Annotated in this window: 21 protein-coding genes and 1 riboswitch; all 21 genes read right to left on the minus strand. The window is 48.1% G+C overall.

The genetic code is table 11. The features are described from left to right. Positions 1–12: 12 nt before the first annotated feature. The gene (gene atpA / locus HFD99_RS08965; protein WP_016822886.1) at positions 13–1527 is read right to left on the minus strand and encodes a F0F1 ATP synthase subunit alpha; all 1515 of its coding nucleotides are present in this window, start codon (positions 1525–1527) and stop codon (positions 13–15) included. A 19-nt stretch (positions 1528–1546) separates the two neighbouring features. Further along, positions 1547–2092, minus strand: coding sequence for a F0F1 ATP synthase subunit delta (locus tag HFD99_RS08970; RefSeq protein WP_016822885.1), 546 nt, complete (start codon positions 2090–2092; stop codon positions 1547–1549). After that, on the minus strand, positions 2089–2577 hold the full coding sequence (gene atpF, locus HFD99_RS08975; RefSeq protein WP_013373436.1) for a F0F1 ATP synthase subunit B: 489 nt from the start codon (positions 2575–2577) through the stop codon (positions 2089–2091). Before atpF ends, HFD99_RS08970 begins: the two co-directional genes overlap by 4 nt. Positions 2578–2686: 109 nt before the next feature. After that, positions 2687–2911 carry a F0F1 ATP synthase subunit C gene (gene atpE / locus HFD99_RS08980; RefSeq protein ID WP_007432750.1) on the minus strand — a complete coding sequence of 75 codons (225 nt, stop codon included), beginning with the start codon at positions 2909–2911 and terminating at the stop codon, positions 2687–2689. Between the two features lie 105 nt (positions 2912–3016). Then, positions 3017–3841, minus strand: coding sequence for a F0F1 ATP synthase subunit A (gene atpB, locus HFD99_RS08985; protein ID WP_016822883.1), 825 nt, complete (start codon positions 3839–3841; stop codon positions 3017–3019). 29 nt (positions 3842–3870) lie between these two features. Then, on the minus strand, positions 3871–4251 hold the full coding sequence (locus HFD99_RS08990; protein WP_013312329.1) for an ATP synthase subunit I: 381 nt from the start codon (positions 4249–4251) through the stop codon (positions 3871–3873). Next, on the minus strand, positions 4244–4507 hold the full coding sequence (locus HFD99_RS08995) for an AtpZ/AtpI family protein (protein WP_016822882.1): 264 nt from the start codon (positions 4505–4507) through the stop codon (positions 4244–4246). The genes HFD99_RS08990 and HFD99_RS08995 overlap by 8 nt, the downstream gene beginning before the upstream one ends. Before the next feature lie 167 nt (positions 4508–4674). Then, positions 4675–5841 carry a non-hydrolyzing UDP-N-acetylglucosamine 2-epimerase gene (gene wecB / locus HFD99_RS09000; protein WP_016822881.1) on the minus strand — a complete coding sequence of 389 codons (1167 nt, stop codon included), beginning with the start codon at positions 5839–5841 and terminating at the stop codon, positions 4675–4677. A gap of 110 nt (positions 5842–5951) precedes the next feature. After that, the gene (gene upp / locus HFD99_RS09005; RefSeq protein ID WP_013312332.1) at positions 5952–6581 is read right to left on the minus strand and encodes a uracil phosphoribosyltransferase; all 630 of its coding nucleotides are present in this window, start codon (positions 6579–6581) and stop codon (positions 5952–5954) included. Positions 6582–6933: 352 nt separating this feature from the next. Next, on the minus strand, positions 6934–8199 hold the full coding sequence (locus HFD99_RS09010) for an ABC transporter substrate-binding protein (RefSeq protein ID WP_167440864.1): 1266 nt from the start codon (positions 8197–8199) through the stop codon (positions 6934–6936). 15 nt (positions 8200–8214) lie between these two features. Next, on the minus strand, positions 8215–9051 hold the full coding sequence (locus HFD99_RS09015) for a carbohydrate ABC transporter permease (RefSeq protein ID WP_167440865.1): 837 nt from the start codon (positions 9049–9051) through the stop codon (positions 8215–8217). Next, the gene (locus tag HFD99_RS09020; protein ID WP_167440866.1) at positions 9051–9932 is read right to left on the minus strand and encodes a carbohydrate ABC transporter permease; all 882 of its coding nucleotides are present in this window, start codon (positions 9930–9932) and stop codon (positions 9051–9053) included. The genes HFD99_RS09015 and HFD99_RS09020 overlap by 1 nt, the downstream gene beginning before the upstream one ends. Before the next feature lie 178 nt (positions 9933–10110). After that, positions 10111–11361: a serine hydroxymethyltransferase gene (locus HFD99_RS09025; RefSeq protein WP_016324828.1), complete on the minus strand. Its 1251-nt coding sequence runs from the start codon at positions 11359–11361 to the stop codon at positions 10111–10113. Between the two features lie 121 nt (positions 11362–11482). Next, positions 11483–12070: a TIGR01440 family protein gene (locus HFD99_RS09030; protein ID WP_167440867.1), complete on the minus strand. Its 588-nt coding sequence runs from the start codon at positions 12068–12070 to the stop codon at positions 11483–11485. A 207-nt stretch (positions 12071–12277) separates the two neighbouring features. Further along, positions 12278–12359: riboswitch (ZMP/ZTP riboswitch) on the minus strand. A gap of 78 nt (positions 12360–12437) precedes the next feature. Continuing rightward, entirely contained in the window at positions 12438–13022 is a 585-nt protein-coding gene (locus HFD99_RS09035) for a low molecular weight protein arginine phosphatase (RefSeq protein ID WP_019688822.1), read from the minus strand. 85 nt (positions 13023–13107) lie between these two features. Beyond that, on the minus strand, positions 13108–13668 hold the full coding sequence (locus HFD99_RS09040; protein WP_167440868.1) for a manganese efflux pump MntP: 561 nt from the start codon (positions 13666–13668) through the stop codon (positions 13108–13110). Between the two features lie 143 nt (positions 13669–13811). Beyond that, the gene (locus HFD99_RS09045; protein WP_167440869.1) at positions 13812–15095 is read right to left on the minus strand and encodes an L-threonylcarbamoyladenylate synthase; all 1284 of its coding nucleotides are present in this window, start codon (positions 15093–15095) and stop codon (positions 13812–13814) included. Positions 15096–15276: 181 nt separating this feature from the next. After that, positions 15277–15969, minus strand: coding sequence for a stage II sporulation protein R (gene spoIIR / locus HFD99_RS09050; RefSeq protein ID WP_016822871.1), 693 nt, complete (start codon positions 15967–15969; stop codon positions 15277–15279). Between the two features lie 215 nt (positions 15970–16184). Continuing rightward, complete coding sequence (locus HFD99_RS09055; RefSeq protein ID WP_013373452.1) at positions 16185–17378, minus strand: FtsW/RodA/SpoVE family cell cycle protein; 1194 nt, start codon at positions 17376–17378, stop codon at positions 16185–16187. A gap of 75 nt (positions 17379–17453) precedes the next feature. Beyond that, positions 17454–18353, minus strand: coding sequence for a peptide chain release factor N(5)-glutamine methyltransferase (prmC, locus tag HFD99_RS09060; RefSeq protein ID WP_031462355.1), 900 nt, complete (start codon positions 18351–18353; stop codon positions 17454–17456). Positions 18354–18356: 3 nt separating this feature from the next. Next, complete coding sequence (gene prfA, locus HFD99_RS09065) at positions 18357–19424, minus strand: peptide chain release factor 1 (protein ID WP_013373454.1); 1068 nt, start codon at positions 19422–19424, stop codon at positions 18357–18359. Positions 19425–19693 lie beyond the last annotated feature (269 nt).

Genomic DNA, 19693 nt, shown 5'->3' on the forward strand with positions numbered 1-19693 from the left:
AATTCCAATGTATTAAACCGACGTGGCGAATGATTTTTTGAATTTCTCGATAGCTGCCTTCAAAGCTGCTTCATTATCAGCAACCAAGTCTTTCGTGTCGCGGATAGATTGAAGCACATCCTGATGATCGGACTCCATGAAAGACAGGAAGTCTTTTTCAAAACGTTTTACATCCGCTACAGGAATATCATCGAGGAAGCCTTTTACAGCAGTATACAAGCTCACTACTTGTTGCTCTACAGCAAGCGGTTGGTTAACACCTTGTTTCAAAATTTCCATCATGCGTGCACCGCGATCGAGACGGGCTTTGGTGGATTTATCCAAGTCGGACCCGAATTGGGAGAACGCTTGAAGCTCACGATATTGAGCGAGATCCAGACGCAGGGAACCTGCAACCTTTTTCATCGCTTTAATCTGAGCGGAGCCACCTACACGAGATACGGAAATACCTACGTTGATCGCCGGACGTTGCCCTGCATAGAACAAGTCAGCTTCCAGGAAGATCTGTCCATCCGTGATGGAAATAACGTTAGTTGGAATATACGCAGAAACGTCGGAAGCCTGTGTCTCGATGAACGGCAATGCGGTAAGTGATCCGCCACCGAGCTCATCATTCAGCTTCGCTGCACGTTCCAGCAAGCGAGAGTGCAGGTAGAAAACGTCACCCGGATATGCTTCACGACCCGGTGGACGACGCAGCAACAGGGAAAGTTCCCGGTAAGCAGACGCTTGTTTAGTCAAGTCATCATAAACAACGAGGACGTGCTCGCCTTTGTACATAAAGTACTCACCCATGGCACAGCCAGAGTAAGGAGCAATGTACAGCAATGGTGATGGTTCGGAAGCAGATGCCGTAACGACAATCGTGTATTCCAGCGCACCATGACGACGCAATGTTTCAACAACTTGAGCAACCGTGGATTGTTTTTGACCAATAGCAACATAAATACATTTCATGCCGTTGCCTTTTTGGTTCAAAATAGCATCGATTGCGATAGAAGTTTTACCTGTTTGACGGTCACCGATAATCAGCTCACGTTGGCCACGACCAATCGGAACCATCGCATCAATAGCTTTAATCCCTGTCTGCATAGGCTCATGTACCGATTTACGGGCCATAACGCCTGGAGCCTGACTTTCAACCGGACGGAATTCTGTTGTAGCAATCGGTCCTTTACCGTCTACCGGTTGTCCCAGCGGGTTAACTACACGTCCGATCATTGCTTCGCCTACAGGGACTTGCATGATCTGACCTGTACGTTTTACTTGACCACCTTCGCGAATGTCGGAGAATTGACCCAAAATAACAACACCGACATTGCTCTCTTCCACATTGAGCGCCAAGCCCAATACGCCAGTGTCGAATTCGACCAATTCACCGGCCATAACTTTTTCCAGTCCGTAGACGCGGGCAATACCGTCGCCGACTTCAACAACAGTGCCGACTTCAACGACCTCGATATCATTTTTATATTGTTCAATCTGACTTTTAATCAATGAACTGATTTCCTCAGGTTTGATACTCAAGTGTGTTCACCCCTATCTTCTATACTCGTCTGTTAAAGGATTTCTCGAGACGATCCAGCTTGCCGGCCAGACTGCCGTCGTACAGTGTATCGCCGATAACCACTTTCAATCCGCCCAGCAGACTCGGGTCCACTATATTTTCCACACGGATTGTTTTATGTTCACGGGTTCCGAATTCCTCGGCTACCGCTGTTTTTTCCTGATCACTTAAAGCATAAGTCGAATACACCTTAGCATGGGCAATTCCCAGCTTGTACTCCTGAATATCGAGATATCCGGCCAGGAGAGATTCGAACAAATCTGCTCTACTGCGCTGAATCAGCAGCTTAATCGTGTTAATCAGCGACGCAGACAACTTGCCTTCAAAATTGCTAGCCAGAACCTGAAGCTTGACTGCTTCCGTAATGTTAGGAGAATTAATGAATTTACGGATTTCAGCATCCCCCGATACAGCTTCTACAAAAGCACGTAGCTCCTGTTCGGTTTCCATAATGGTTTGCTCCTGCTCTGCTACTTCATACAAAGCTTTCGCATACCGTTTGGCAACTACCGTATCTCGGCTCATGCTTTGCCTCCTACCTCTTTAAGGTATTGGTCGACAAGCTCTCCCTGGACTTGATCTTCCTTAATTTCCTTTTGAATCAGTTTGGAAGCAATTTGTACCGAAGCTTTACCCACTTCGCTGCGCAATTCGGCAACTGCCTTATTACGCTCGCTTGTGATTTCACGAACAGCTTCGTCTTTCAGGCGGACAGCTTCGTCTTTGGCCTGAATAATAATTTGTTCCGCTTGCTTGTTACCTGTTTGTTTTGACTGCTCTATAATATCGTAGGCTTCCTTACGCGCCTGCTGGAGAGCCTGCTTTTGCTCCTCAACATAAGCAACAGCCTGTTCACGTGTTTGTGCCGCCTCATTCATTTGCTGTAACACGAGTTGACGCCGCTTTTCCATAACGGAAAAGAGAGGGCCAAATGCATAGCGCGTCAGTAACCAGTACAAGATCAAAAATGCAATGATAGTGAAAACGATACTTGTCCAATTTAAACTCAATTGAAGTCACTCCTTTCCGGTGAACGTCGGTTCTGGGTCTTTCATGTTCAAACGAACAAAGAAGGCGCGGATGGCTGTGCCTTCCCCGCCAAACCTTGCTTCCATTCAATTAAGCACCTGCGTAGAAAATGAATGCCAGAACGACCCCGATGATTGGCAGGGCTTCGACCAGACCTACACCGATAAACATTACCGTTTGCAATGTTGCTTTAGCTTCAGGCTGACGAGCAATACCTTCAACTGTTTTACTTACGATCAGACCGTTACCAATACCTGCGCCCAAAGCGCCCAAACCTACTGCGATTGCAGCTGCGATATATGCCCAAACTCCCATTTTAAAAAATCCTCCTTAGTGATGTGTATTTGTGTTTTACATGTATTTGCAGTTAAGCGCGAAGCGTACTCCTGAACTTAACTAAAAACCGGAAAACGTGCTTGTCTAATGCTCTTCTTCATGCGTGTCAATGGACTGCGAAATATATACAAACGTTAGAATCGTAAAGACGAACGCTTGGATACTGCCGACAAAAATACTGAATCCCTGCCAGACTACGAGTCCCAATACGGAAGCAACCATACCTCCCACACCAAGTGCTGTCATTTTCAGCAGAACACTAATCAAAACTTCGCCGGCAAAAATATTACCGAATAGACGCATACCGTGTGTCAATAGTTTTGAGAACTGCTCAATTAAGTTAATTGGCAAAAAGAACGGAAATGGCTGAACGTAATGCTTGAAGTAAGCTTTGGTATTACGGAAGATCCCCAGGAAATGAACCAGGACAAAGATCATCAATGCCAGTCCAATGGATACCCCTGCATCTGCGGTAGGTGATTTCCACCAGCTGATACCTACATGGGCAGCTTCGCCCGGGTGAGACGCCTGTGCTTGTTCTAATGCTTCTTTGACTGGAATGATTTCATGTCCAAATACTTGGGCACTTTGCACATTATCGAATTCAGTCACAATGCCGAACGGTAAACCCAGCATATTGCCCACGAAAATGAACATGATCAGCGTCATCCCCAAGGAGAGGAATGGCTTCCCTTTTTTCAAATCCATCGTGCTGGAAATCAGTCCTTGAACGAATTCTACGACCCATTCCATAAAATTTTGCAACTTGCTCGGATTGTCCACAGACAAATTGCGCGTTGCAGCAAATGCCAGTCCAAATACAATCGCGCAGGTCACAACCAGCATAATAATGACGGACAAGTCAATGTTAAACCCGCCCAATTGGATAATCGGTGATTCATGCAACATGTTTTCTCACCCCTTTCTCAGTTGAGCTATCATTTTTCCTGAAGCGCGAATATGATGCCTATAATTAACAGAAGGAATTGTCCGGTCACCAAGCTTGCCATTACAGCGATCTCATGGAAATAGGCCGGGAATTCTATAGCCAGCACCACTGCCAAAATTGAGGTCCCTAATCGAACGCCAAAGCCAATACCAAACACTCTCTTCTTTCTTTCACCGGCGGCCGCACTCGCAACCTGTCGAATTTTGTAGGCCATATACAGCACATTTAGACAGCTTACTCCCGTTCCCAGAATGATTCCGTGAGCAATGTCACGATGTTGGGGCATGAAGGCGGAGACCAGGAAACACAGAGCCATAATACCAAGCGCCACGATCCATAACATTTTTTGCATACGGGTCATCTCATTCATGGTTATCCCTCAATACCTTTCCGATCACAAGGGCAATACTTAATGCGCCTACAACCAAGCCTGCGAGAACGCTTACGCCAATCCAAATTCCGGAGCCACCAAGTTTGGTATCAAGCCATTTTCCGGCATAGAAACCACCCAGTGTGCATATCGTCAAATCAATGCCGATCGCGCTCACCAGTCCTATAGCCTTAAAGGCATTTCCGGTGTTGTTTCGGTTGTTGTTTTGCTTGGAAGGTTTGACCACTTTTCTCATGTCACCCCTGCAATTCCAGTCCATTTTACTTAAATATAAGATGCTTTGTCAATTGAGATATTTTAGCGCCCTAAAGTATAAAAATCAGTCGACAAAGCATCTAAAAATGCTGTATCCCTTGGTAACCGTACAGTTTAACTGTATGCTTACCTTGTAAAGATTAATTATTACGAACGGACGCCTTTTGTGAACATTGTGTGAAATTCTTCAGGACGTTCTGTTTGAACACCATAATGGTGCAAAATCGCATTGACAATTCTTACAGATGCCTGTCCATCACCGTAAGGATTCGCTGCCTGACTCATAGACTCATACAACGCGGAATCTGTCAAAAGAGCCTTGGTCCGATTGTACACGTTCTCTTCACTTGTACCCACCAGTTCCAAGGTACCCGCTTCAATCCCTTCCGGTCTTTCGGTCGTATCACGCAGCACTAGGACAGGTACTCCGAACGAAGGCGCTTCTTCCTGCAGACCACCGGAATCGGTAAGAATCAGATGCGTGTGTGGATAAAAATTGTGCAGGTCCACTACATCCAGCGGATCAATCAGCTTAATACGCGGATGGTTGCCCAAAATTTCAAATGCAGGTTCCTTCACAGCCGGGCTCGGGTGAACTGGGTACACAATAGCAATATCCTCAAATTCGTCTGCGATCCGCTTAACCGCGTTAAAAATCTGACGATGCGGTTCCCCTTGGGACTCCCGGCGATGTGCTGTCATGAGAATCAGGCGTTTGCCCTGAGCCCAGTCCAGTACCGGATGCTCGTAGTCCTGGCGAACTGTATACTGAAACACGTCAGTTACTGTATTGCCTGTTACATATATTCGCGATTCAGGTTTATTTTCCTTCCGCAAATTTCCAGCTGATAAAGAAGTAGGCGAAAAATGCAGATCGGACAGCACACCTGTGAGCTGACGATTCATTTCCTCAGGATATGGAGAAAGCTTGTTCCATGTCCGCAAACCTGCTTCCACATGCCCTACTTCAATTTGCTGCATAAAGGCTGCATAGCTAGCCAAGAAAGTCGTCAGCGTATCGCCGTGAACCAACACGATATCAGGCTTGGCTTCACGCAATACGGGTTCCAGACCTTGAAGTACACGTATGGAGATTTCATTGAGTGTCTGGCGATCCTTCATTACATCCAGATCATAGTCAGGGTGGATATTAAAAACTTCCAGAACCTGATCAAGCATCTGGCGATGTTGAGCTGTTACGCATACTACGGACTCGATATGCTCCGGATGGCGCTGAAGCTCCAAAATGAGAGGTGCCATCTTAATCGCTTCCGGACGCACACCGAAAATGGTCATCACTTTAATTTTAGACATTTTCTGTTGAACCCCTTTTCATAATAAACGTCTGCTTCCCAGATCTTCCGTGATTCAGATAGATGATCTGTCTTAGCGTCCATAGATTGTGCCGAACCGCTAAAAGCAGTCTACTTAGTTCCGTACAAGCGGTCTCCCGCATCCCCAAGACCCGGAATGATGTAACCATGATCATCCAAACGCTCGTCCAGTGCAGCGACATAAATGTCTACATCAGGATGCGCATCCTGCACAGCTTTCACTCCTTCAGGAGCGGCAATCAGATTCATCATTTTAATTTGAGTACAGCCTCTTTTTTTCAACACATCAATCGCTGCGATCGCCGACCCGCCCGTTGCGAGCATCGGATCAATTACGATCAATTCACGTTCAGTTACATCCGTAGGCAGCTTCGTATAATATTCTACGGGTTGCAATGTCTCAGGATCACGGAACAACCCCACATGTCCTACTTTTGCAGCAGGCAAAAGCTTTACGACACCATCCAGCATACCCAGGCCTGCACGCAAAATCGGGATAAGGCCCAACATACGACCAGAAATCACTTTACCTTCAGTTTCAGCAACTGGAGTCTGTACCGTAATGCTCTCCAGCGGAATATCTCTTGTAATTTCATAAGCCATCAAAGTTGCTACTTCATCAACCAGTTCACGGAAATCTTTCGTGTTGGTCCGCACATCGCGGATAAATGTAAGTTTGTGTTGGATCAAAGGGTGATCGCAAACCACCAGTTTTGCCATAATATATTCCCTCCGGTATTATCGTCACGTTCTTCCGCACCAGCATATCGAACATCCTGATTCGAAAGGATCTATGTAACCTATTTGTACAAACCAAATAAGCACAGATGCAATGCGTGCCTGTAAATCCTGTTTATTATAACATTCCCTTGATTGATTTAACACCTGCCACTGCAACCTTTTGTCAAGGGAAAGATATGACAGGCAAAATACTTGGCAAGGCCCATTTACGTGTGACTTTTGTCATATGAAATCATACTAAAAAGGCTCTGACGGTCCTTGACCGTCAAAGCCTACCAGTTCTAAACTTCCTGCCTGAGATATAGCCTCTGCTATCCCACGCATATATTCTTTATCTATACTTAAGATTATCCCACGCTCCCTGAAATTGCTGAAGCATTTCGTCCTTCGTAATAACGCCTGCGATATAGGCTTGCATACTACTGCTTAAATCCTGATTTAGCCCCTTTGGAAAGCGCTGGAAGTTCCAGCTCCATATCTTGCCTTCCTTCACGTGCCGAGATATTTCCGCACCCAAATCACCTGTGGTCTCGTCACTGGACGTGATACTTTTGAAGGCAGGAACGAACTTAAACTCCTTGGTAATATAATGCTTGCCTGTTTCTGATGTGACCAGCCAGTTGAGAAATTCCTTTGCCTCCTGCTTCACAGGCGAGTTTTTGTTGACAACCCAGTTCGAGGCCACTCCCACAGCCAGTTTGTCTCCAGTGGAAGAATTATTGTCTATAGGCGTAGGAAGAATACCCAAATTCAAGTTAGGATTAATTCCATCTATTTGCGGCTGCGTCCAGTTCCCCTGGTGCATCATAGCGGCCTTGCCTGTTGAAAACAGTGTCACTTGTGTATTGTAGTCCGTCGTGAGCGGATTGGGGTTTCCATATTTTAAAGTCAGGTCAAGCAACTTCACCCACTGATCGAACACGGGGTTACCAGGAATGCGAGCAGTTCCTTGGTTTAAATCCGCAACGTAGCTCTCCGGGTTCGGCTGTCTGGCAAAGGGGATATTGATAAAATGGTTTCCCAGAACCCACCATTCTGCATAGCCGTTAGCAAAAGGGATAATCCCTGCTGCTTTCAGTCGCTTGGCTGCTTCCTCCAATTCATCTAACGTCTGAGGCAATTTGGTTATACCCGCTTTTTTGAACAAATCCTTATTATAAATAAAACCAAATCCCTCCAGGTTCATAGGCTGTCCATAAATCTTACCGTTAACCGTCATCGGCTTACGGGCGAAATCGTCCAGGTCCTTCACCCATGGCTGATCCGACAAATCCTCCAGGTACTCAAACCACGTATCGCGATCCTGGTAACCCTCATTCGTGAAAATGTCCGGCTGGTCGCCTGAGGCGAATTTAGCCTTCAACGAAGCACCGTAGTCCGTACCCCCACCGACAGATTGAATATCCAGCTTGATACCAGGGTGCGTTCTTTCATACTCAGCCTTCAGTTTGTTCAACGGTTCCGAAATCTCCACTTTGAATTGATAAATGTGTATCGTTTTGGTCCCACTCTGTTGAGCCTTTGTATTACCACAACCTGCAAGCATACACGTAAGCAGCAACATCAGGGAGATGACAAGCAGCACTGTCTTTTTCATCCGATAACCCTCCCATCAGCCTTTAACCGCTCCGGCCGCAATGCCAGAAACGATATATTTTTGCATCACCAGAAAAAACACAACAATTGGCGTGATTCCGAGCACCAGTGCGGGCAACGCCAAGTCCCATTGCTTGGTATATTGACCAAACAGCATATAGGTCGCAATCGGAATCGTACGCAGCTCAGGATCATTTAAAATGAGCGAAGGCAGCAGATAATCATTCCAGATCCATAACGTATTCAAAATAAGTACGGTCACGAACATAGGGAGCAACAGTGGACAAACGATGCGAAAGAACACCCCGTAACGAGAGGAACCATCTACTCTCGCCGCTTGCTCAACCTCAATAGGCACCGTTTTAATAAAACCATGAAAAAGAAAAACTGATAAAGGCGCTCCAAAACCCAGATAGCACAAAATCAGTCCTGGTATGCTGTTGTTCAGGCTCAATACGTTGGACACTTCCATAAGCGGCAACATAATCGATTGAAAAGGTACGACCATCGCAGCCACAAGCAGCCCGAACAGGAACCGATTAAAAAGAGTATCATGCCGAACCATTTGGTAGGCGGCCATCGAGCTGATCAGCAGCAAAAGCGCATTGCTGACGATGGTGACGATCAGTGAATTCCCCAGTGCTGTGGGAAAGTTTATTTTATTCCAGGCGTTAGCATAGTTTTCAAAACGGAAGGTTGTCGGCCACGAAGCGGAATGGGCCAAAATGTCTCCAAAAGATTTAACCGAGTTCACGAGCAAAAAATAGAACGGAACTAGAAAGATCAACCCAACCACAATAAGCAATATTTCAGCTACCCATGTGCTTAAACGATAGTACGATTTTTTTTCCATTACATTTCGACCTCCTTTTTCTTCGTGAGGCGCACCTGAATACTGGTAATGATCGCAACGACCACGAAGAAAATCATAGCCTTAGCAGTTCCCAATCCAAGTCGATTATTTGTAAACGCTTCATTATATATGTCCAACGCTACAGACTCTGTCGCCTTGAATGGTCCACCCTTTGTCAAAGCCAAATTCAGCTCAAATACTTTAAAGGACCAGGATATCGCCAAGAACAAGCAGACGGTCACTGCTGGCATAATAAGCGGCACCACGATATGACGCAAAACCTGTCTTCGGTTCGCACCATCAATTTGGGCTGATTCAATAAGAGCATGCGGGACATTATTTAGAGAGGATATGTAAATAACCATGAGATAACCTGCGTATTGCCAAACAAACACAATGACAGTTCCCCAAAATGCAGTAGGCCCATCACCCAACCACGGCAGTTTGAAAAAGGAAAGCCCTGTCGCTTCTCCCACCGCTGAAAAACCACGTACAAATATAAATTGCCAGATGAAGCCGAGCAGCAAGCCGCCGATCATATTAGGCATAAAAAATACAGTTCGCAGTGCATTGCGGGTACGCAACGGCTTTGTAAGCGCATAGGCCAGGAAAAAGCCCACCAGGTTTGTTAGAATGACACCACATACGGTAAAACGGACCGTAAACCAAAATGCATTACGGAAATCGGGATCATCTTTAAAAATATGAATGTAATTCCCTAGTCCGAGCCATCGGACATGTTCAGATACGCCATCCCAGTTCGTCATGGAATAATACAGCCCCAACAGGAACGGAATGACCATAATTAAGACGAAAAACAACGCCATCGGTCCTACAAATATGAGCTGCTGCAATAATTGCGCGGATTTTCTTTGGCTCAATGCAATCACTCCTTTGTCGTAGATCATGAAGGAAAATGCGCATAAATCCTTACTTTAATCGCTTATTACCCAAAAACGTAAGTTTCGAGTCGTCTGGAATCAAAAAAAGGCTGTTCTCCCTTCGCTAACGAAAGGAAAACAGCCTTATCATATAAAGATTAAAAGGAATGGCGATGAATTAGTATTGTGTTCCTGGATAGATCGGGAACTTGTCTGTCAACTCGCCCACCGCTTGGCTTGCTTTGGACAATACAGTATCATCTTTTGGATTTTTAAGAGTATCAGCAATGATTTTACCGATTTTAACCATAGCCTCTTCATCCATACCACGAGAAGTTGCAGCAGGTGTACCAATACGAATGCCACTGGTAACGAACGGACTCGTTGGATCGAAAGGAATGGCATTTTTGTTGACCGTGATACCCACGGAATCCAATACATGCTCCGCTTCTTTACCTGTAATATTCAAATTGCGAGTATCCAACAGCATCAGGTGATTATCCGTACCACCGGATACAATGTTGATTCCCTCTGCCAGCAGTGTTTCAGCCAGCACCTGTGCGTTGCGAACTACGTTTTGCGCATAGGTTTTGAATGATGGCTGGAGCGCTTCACCCAAAGCAACTGCTTTGGACGCGATCACGTGCATCAGTGGTCCTCCTTGAGTACCAGGGAAGATAGCTTTATCAATCGCTTGCGCCCACGCTTTGCGAGTCAGAATTAGACCCCCACGCGGACCACGCAGCGTTTTGTGTGTCGTTGTTGTCACAAATTGGGCATGAGGAACTGGACTAGGGTGAATCCCTGCTGCCACGAGACCTGCGATATGTGCCATATCCACCATGAATAAAGCACCTACATCATTAGCAATGGAAGCAAAGGCTTCAAAATCGATAGTACGCGGGTATGCACTTGCACCAGCTACGATCAGACGAGGGCGGTGCTTGAAGGCTGCTTTGCGTACTTCATCGTAGTCGATGCGGAAGTTGTCTTCACGTACACCGTAAGCAGCAAAGTTATACAACAAACCGGAGGCATTAACCGGGCTTCCATGTGTTAAGTGGCCGCCATGCGCCAGATTCATACCCAGTACAGTATCTCCAGGTTGAAGAGCTGCCAGATATACCGCCATGTTAGCCTGCGCTCCAGAGTGAGGCTGCACGTTCGCATGCTCGGCGCCAAATAGTTCTTTCGCACGGTCACGTGCAATATCTTCGACGATATCTACATGCTCACAGCCACCATAGTAGCGTTTGTTCGGATAACCTTCAGCATATTTATTGGTAAGCACGGAGCCCATGGCTTCCATTACTGCTTCACTGACGATATTCTCAGATGCGATCAGCTCGATATTGTGGCGTTGCCGTTTCAGTTCAAGCCCCATTGCTTCCATCACTGCCGGGTCACTTTTACGCAGATGTTCCATCATGATTGATTACTCCCTCTCCATGGTCAAATTGTTGGGTATACAAGCAAATGCCTGCTCCTCTGTTGGGTACCTCATCATCAATGCAAAAAAGATCAGTACAAACATGCCGACATGCCAAATGCTAATCGCAGTTTCCGCCGGCTTCTTGTTCCAGACTGTACACTGCCCGTTGTCCCCCAATAAGTGGAGGACGAGTGAACGCAGCCGTCACACGTGCTTCACCAATCCAGCGAAGGCTTGGGCGAAACGGAACGGCAATTGGGCGCAAATGCATGCCAATCAGCGTTTCGCCGATGTCTATCCCGGCATGAGCCTGCACGTTCGCCGCCAGACACGCATCGTCCATAGAGCGATAGGCAACGGTAGCCATAGAGCCCCCTGCTGTACGAACAGGAACAGCCGCAACCTCCATCAGGCCTAATCGCTCCAGTAGAGAACGTTCAACGACCAGTGCTCGGTTCAAGTGCTCACAGCATTGAAACGCCACATCAAAGCCATACTCTCTGCGAACGGATTCTACTCCAGACAACACTTGCTGAGCCACATCCAGCGCTCCTGCTGTGCCGATCCGATTTCCAGCCACTTCACTCGTGCTTGCGCCAATAACCAGCAGGCGACCAGCTTTAAGACTGGCCACTTCTGCAATTTCCCGCACGACAGAAGCGGTCTGTGCTTCGAGTGAAATCTCATGATCCAATTGTTCTACCATTGGAACCTCCTTTGGTTGAACAGCCTCTCAGAGACTAGGCATGGTCCCATGCCCCAAGTTCAACACACTCTCTCCTGATCACAATCTGACTATATTATAGCCGATGTTTCAGATTTCGAGCAGAAAAAATGGAAGAACAAGAAGGCAACAGAAGATCTGCTGTAGCTCGTATACGAAAAAAGAGCAGTCCACACCTATGTGGAATTGCTCTTTTGCCCAGGCGACCGGCCGTATATCCGATGCTCCATCGTGGTTAATCCCACTTTTGTCGCCAGTTACATCGGATTCTCATTTTTCCACCTTATCTTAACGGATTAACTGTCGAAAATCAACAGATTCCGTACAAAATAGAGGAATGGTACCGACTTTATTCGGAAGATCCCTTTAGCTTGTCCAGCAACTTATGCAAAGCTACACGGATTTCCGCAGCTGTGACATCGTAGTCCTCCCGCGAACCGCCAAACGGATCTGAGATATCGAAGCCCGGAATCCGTTGATGTAATTCAATCATTCGTTCACGTTCCTGAGCCGATAGCTCTTGTCCGAGTGAAGCCATCAACTGCTGTGATGCATACAAACCATCTAACTCCTGTACGTCATTCAGCACTGCGTCCCGGTCCTCCACATATTCCTTCAGCGTAAATACTTTGCCCGCCGTTTGTGGAAACCGTTGAATGACATGCTGTTTATGTCCTTGCGTCAAGGTTAAGATCAGATGTGCCCACTCGGCAAGTCCGTCGCTTAAAGGGGTTGAAGTGATCTGATCGGATATATCGTGATCACGTAGAACCGCCTCTGCATGCCGGGATATCGACGCCCCGTCCATCGCAGCTACTCCAGCGGAACGCACTTCCAGTTCCAGTCCATGCTCAGCAGCCAACTTACGCAGCATCCCCTCAGCCATTGGACTGCGACAGGTGTTCCCTGTGCATACAAATAAGATATTCTTCAACGTCTTCACCCCCCGTATGTTGAAAAAATATATAAACAGAGGATTACTCAAATCCTGTATTTATTTTACACTGTCTACGTTAAAATCAAAATATAAACATAAAGCCGAATGCCAGCAAAACGGCACCGCCCACCGCTTCTCCATAATCCCCCAGATTGCGGCTGACCTTGCGCCCCAGTAACAGCCCCAGCATCGCCATCGCTCCCCCGCAAAAACCAAAGGCCAGAACAGTCAGCACCAGGTCACTCTGGAACATCCCCAGGGACACTCCCACAGAAAATGAGTCAATGCTCACCCCAAGTGCAAATAGCAAAAGACCCAAAGGCGACCGATGATCCAATACGTGTACGCCGTCTCCCTTAAAGGAATTGTACACCATATGCCCGCCCAAAAGGATGAGTAATCCCCCTGCGAAATAGGTCGTCACATGGCCTAATAAAGAACTCATATAATGGCCTGTGAACATTCCCAGCAACGGCATCAGGATGTGAAAAAAACCAATCACAATGCTGATGCGCAGCACGTCTCGCAGGCGTATCCCCTTCATACCGATCCCTACGCCCAGCGACAGCGCATCCATCCCTAGCGCTACCGCCATGATCAGAATCGTTACAACCTGCCCAGCATCGGCAGAGGCTGCCAGCATACTCCATCCCTCCATTATCCGTCTGTTCTTGTACACGTTATGCGGACAAGGGGCAAATCAGTACAAGCAGGTACTGAAAATACCCAAAACAGAGACGAGGAGAGAGGAGAAATTAAAATAAGAGACTCCATTCTTTACAGAAGCTACAGTCGGATAATTCGATGACCTGCCGCTTTAAGCAGTCGATTCATGACGGCGTCTCCCAATCCCTTCGGCGGACAGGCTTCCGCCAAAATGTAGGTGACGCCGTCCTCATCGCAGCGGCGCAGCACGCCGTACAGGCGCTGCGCCGCCTCATGGAGCGCGTCCAGCTTGCCCAGCGTGTAGACCCGTTCTCCGGCGTAGCCGGCGGCATGGTCGTCGAACGCGAGCACCGCCGTGCGCTCCCCGCGCGCGGCAGCCTCCGCCAGCGCGTCGCGAATCCAGCCCGTCACTTCAACAGGCGACGGGCCTTGTACCACGCTCAAGCGGCCTCGCGGCGCGTAGTGCGTATACTTCATGCCCGGCGAGCGTGGCGCCAGGCTGTCGACATCCTGCCCGGACGTGTCAGCCAGCGCCGGGTCCAATACGACGGCGCGAGCAACCGCAACGAGCTGTTCAGCCGTCACGCCGCCGGGGCGCAGAATGGTGACGGTTCCGTCGTCACCCACTTGCACTACCGTGGACTCCAGTCCCACCCCCGTGGGACCTCCGTCCAAAATACCGTCGATGCGACCCTCCAGGTCCTCCAGCACATGCTGTGCTAGAGTCGGACTGGGTCTTCCCGAGCGGTTGGCGCTTGGTGCAGCCAGCGGACAACCGGCTTCCGTGATCAAGCGCAGCGCGATCGGATGATCCGGCATGCGCACACCGACCGTGTCCAAACCTGCTGTCACACGCGATGACAGTGCCTGCGGCACTACCGGCAATACGAGGGTCAGCGGTCCTGGCCAAAATGCATTCATCAGCGCTCGGGATGTATCGTTAATTTCCGCTACCATGCCTTTTAATTGAGCAGCATCGGAAATATGTACAATGAGCGGGTTATCGGAAGGACGACCTTTAGCAGCAAATACCGCCTCCACCGCTTTAGTGCTGCGTGCATCGGCCCCCAGTCCGTACACGGTTTCCGTAGGGAAGGCTACCGTCTCTCCAGCCTGGAGAAGTACGGCGGCCTCGCGTATGCCCTTTTCCGCTGCGATCAGAGCCTGTCCAGCTGAAAGTTCGTCAGAACCATCCCCGTCAGTGTTGTTCACAGAACCAACAGAATCCACTTTTTCCACCTCAAAAGACGAGGTAGCAGATACAGTCGTGCTCTCTACAGGAACCAGACATCTTACATCCCACCAGTGTGTATGAGAAGACTGTGGCGCCTGCTCCTGCCCTACGCTCTCTTTTTTCACAAAACCTACGTGCATGTCATGCATTTGATTCACTTTATCACTCATATCAGATCATCCCATATCTTATTGTCATACAGGCCATTTCATGGCCCTGATCCCCAAAAAACCTACTTTAACAAATCAGTTCGAATTGGCTCTGTCCTCTGTATATCTATCGTAAGTTCCATTATAACATATGGGGAAACTTACACTCGTTGTTCTCTTTTCCATAGCACTGACGAAACATTTAGGCAAACAAGCCACTCACCCAGCTCCACAGACCCGTAAGGGCATCCCACAGGAAAAAACGTACTTCCGGCTCCTTGTCAGCGGCGTTCGTTCGATTGTCTTCATGACTTGTTTTTGCCGATACAGTTTGTGCTGCTGCTTCACCACTGCCTGCATCAATAAAGCACAACGGCGGGAACAGCACACACCACCAATTTTGCCCTTTCCCTTGCCCCAGTGTAACCCGAAGCGCCTCATAATTCCCTGCCGGGTAGACAAGACCACCGTACATTTTCGTCGGAAAAGGTACACTTGCCAGCTCCACCTGATGATCATACGCTATACCGCGAAGAGCCAGTTCTTCACCTACCAAGCGATCAATTTCAGGTAAATGTGCGTCAATCAACACTCTGGCTTGATTTAGGCTTTGTGGATTGTCCAGCTCACCCACCCACGCATTCATCTGCTGCACGATGGCATCCCGTATTTCGCGCTTAACCAACTGATCCTCCGGACGATCTGAATTAGCCAAAATGCGCAGTCGAATGGAATCGTGCGGAATTACTTTCAACCCTGTGGTGGCCACTCCAGATGCTAAAGTTCCTCTTGCCCCCGTGGTCATAGCTGCATCTGTTTTTTGACCTTCCCAAGACATCATTAATATTGAAATACAAAAGAGTATCATTGCAGCTTGCTTTATCCAACTTCTCATCTTCGTCCCCCCAAACCCAAACTCTATCATGTCTATCAGTCTGTCCGGTTTGGGAGAGTCTAAACCTATGAATCTCGCAAAATAATTCAGGCTATTGCAAGCTAGATCGTCACCTAGGAATATAAAAAAGCCCAGATTTCACAATCTGGACTCTTTTGTTGCACCGTTTCAACTCGTAAAAATAACTATTAATATTAAGCCACAACCCACCTGTACTAGGCTTTTTTCGCCTTCGTCAAGCTTACTCTGGAAGGCTGCGGCAGGTCATCCTCTAGCTCCTGACCATGCACCTTAATGCTCATAACTAAGCCAATACTAGCCATGTTAATAAGCAACGAGGTACCGCCATAGCTTATGAACGGGAGCGTAATCCCCGTAAGTGGCATAATGCCCAGAAACGCACCAATGTTCTCAAAAATCTGATATAGCAACATGGACACAATCCCGACAATAATATATGGTCCAGCTCGATCCCGGCATTCCAGCGAAATCAGGATCATTCGGTGAATCAAAATAAAATATAGCAACAGCAGAATGGATGAGCCTACAAACCCAAACTCCTCTGCTACAACTACAAAAATAGAATCCGCATAGGTATAGGGAACACGTCCGGACTGTACCGAGGTTCCTTGCAAAAAGCCCTTGCCCATCATACCGCCAGAAGCTATGGCCAGTTTGGCATTTTTCGTATGATAAGATGCCTTCGCAGTCGCTTCTTCTGGTACCAGCCAAGGGTCTAAACGCTCTACCCAGTGACTACGTCCAATGCCTTTCATAAAGGAATCAATCTCATCATGAAACGAAATATACGCTTTGATCCCGCCACCAACGGCGACTGCAAATACGATAAATCCGATTAGCGCATGGGACGCCTTCACATTACCAATCCATAGCATACCAATGACGATGACAATGTAACCGAGCGCATTACCCAAGTCATTTTGTGCCATGACCATTGCGAATGGGACAAAGCTCACCAGAGCAACTGGAAGGACATCCTGAATAAAATACAGCTTGCTCTTGCGCTTTTTAATCAGCATATACGCCAAAAAAATGATAAGAACCAGCTTGAATACCTCAGCAGGCTGGAGATTTAAGCCACCAATTTTCAAAAAGCCTTGAGAGTTATTAACCGTCCCGCCAAAAAAGCCGAGAATCAGCAGAAATATCCCGCCTCCATATACATACAAGGCTTTTTTAATGAATATCCGAAAATCAACTATCGCTAAACCCAAGATCGCTACAAAGCCCAATATATAATACCCGATCATCTTCTGGTAATCGTTGCCGTGCTCTGCCAAGTTCGTAGGACCCCTACCAGCACTGTATACCGTTATGATACTAATCGCCATGAGCAAAACCAGAATAAAAATAACCGGACCATCAATTTTTTTCAATTTCTGAAGCATGATTTCCCCCTGAGCCGTTTCTCGGTCATACTCCTCTTATTCTAAAGGAAAGACTCGCAAAAAGAAAATGCAGCATTACTCCGAGACGCCTAGGACATGTCGCTCGATCCCCGCAAGGTCAGGAATGATTAGAATGTTCTTCCAATGACCTGCCTGTTCCAGCAGGTCAGCCACGTCTCTGGCCTGTCCCATCCCCAGCTCAAACCCGATTAGCCGGGGTGGGGCCTGAAGGAGCCCAAGCTGCTCCAGCATTGCCCGATACGGGCCAAGCCCGTCAGGACCGCCATCCAGCGCCATTCGCGGCTCATGGTCGCGCACCTCTGGCTGCAAGCCAGCGATGTCAGCAGCCGGGATATATGGCGGGTTGGACACGAGGATGTCCACCGCTGTTCCCGCAAACGGCACCAGTAGATCGCCCTCGCGGAATTCTACGGCTGCGCCGTTTGCGGCGGCGTTCTGGGACGCCATTTCAAGCGCAGCAGCAGAAATATCCCCCGCTGCTACGTGCCAGCGCGGCCGCTCAGCCGCCAGCGTCACGGCAATCGCGCCGCTACCCGTGCCGATATCGAGCGCATGCGGAGCACCGCTCGGCCACAGCCGGTCGCCGTGCTGGAGTATCGCCTCGACGAGCAGCTCTGTCTCGGGGCGCGGAATCAGCACCGACGGTGAAACCGCGAACGGGCGGCCATAAAATTCCTGCCGTCCGATAATATACTGCGCCGGTTCACCCGCAGCTTTGCGGGCGATGATCCGTTCCCACGTCTCCTTAACGGAGGAAGGGAACGGATCGCCCAGAGCGGCGTAAAACCTCGTACCTTCCAGTCCAAGCACATGTTCCAGCAGCAAGCGGGCATTATGCTGCGGCTCCAACACGCCGCAACTTCCTAAAAAAGAAGAAGCCTCAACTAAGGCTTCTCTGACACTCATGTTCCGTTCCGGCGGCATCCGATACACACAATCGCGTTCGTTCCCCAAAACTTAAACCTCTTGTTCCATCAAATCAGCCTGCTCTGCAATCGTGAGCGCTGATACGATTTCTTCGATCTCTCCGTTCATCACCTGGTCCAGCTTGTGCATGGTTAAACCAATGCGATGATCCGTTACACGGCTTTGCGGGAAGTTGTAAGTACGTATACGCTCACTGCGGTCCCCGGTACCTACTTTGCTCTTACGCTCGCCTGCATATTTGGCTTCCTCTTCCTGACGCATCATATCCGAAATACGGGCACGCAAAACTTGGAGCGCCTTCTCCTTGTTGGAGTTCTGGGATTTGCCGTCCTGGCAGGTTGCCACAATACCTGTTGGCATATGCGTTACACGCACCGCCGACTTGGTTGTATTAACGGACTGACCGCCCGCACCGCTGGAGCAGAAAGTATCCACGCGGATATCCTTGTCTAAAATTTCGATATCCACTTCCTCTGCCTCAGGCATCACGGACACCGTGGAGGTAGACGTATGAATACGTCCGCCAGATTCTGTTGTCGGAATCCGCTGTACACGGTGTGCGCCGCTTTCGAATTTCATTTTGCTGTAGGCACCGCGTCCATTAATCATGAAAATAACCTCTTTAAAGCCTCCAAGGTCATTCATGTTCGCATCCATCAATTCTACACGCCAGCCTTGTGTATCTGCATAACGAGTGTACATCCGGTACAAGTCCGCTGCAAACAGTGCAGCCTCGTCCCCACCGGCAGCACCACGAATTTCGATAATAACGTTCTTATCATCGTTCGGGTCCTTCGGCAGCAGCAAAATGCGGATTTTCTCGTCCAGTTCCCGCTTACGGGCACTCAGCTCTTCGATCTCCATTTTGACCATTTCACGCATCTCGTCGTCAAGCTTTTCAGCCTGCATGGCTTTAGCAGCGTCCAGCTCCTCAACGACAGTTTTATATTCGGTATATGCTTCATAAGCAGGCTGTAAATCAGACTGTTCTTTGGAATAATCTCTAAGTTTTTTGCTATCGTTCGCCACATCCGGATCGCAGAGCAGTTCGCTCAGTTTATCGTAGCGGTCCGCCAATGATTGCAATCGGTCCAACAAGCGATTCACCTCTTCAGTTAAATTAATATGAAACCAGCTTTAAATTCACTGGCTACAGCTCTTTATTATAACAACTAATCGATTAATTAGCTACATAAAATACTTGCTAATTTAGGATTTTGCAAAAATCAACAAATCAATTGAAGTCGAATAAACAATATTCCGCTAAAGATTTGGTAACAAACTCTCAATCAGGAAAAAGGAATACGAATCAAATAAAAAGTCGCCGCCCGGGACAGGCAGCGACTAAGTAAGTTAGTACATGCGGA

The organism is Paenibacillus sp. EKM301P, assembly GCF_011800295.1.
GTDB lineage: Bacteria > Bacillota > Bacilli > Paenibacillales > Paenibacillaceae > Paenibacillus > Paenibacillus polymyxa.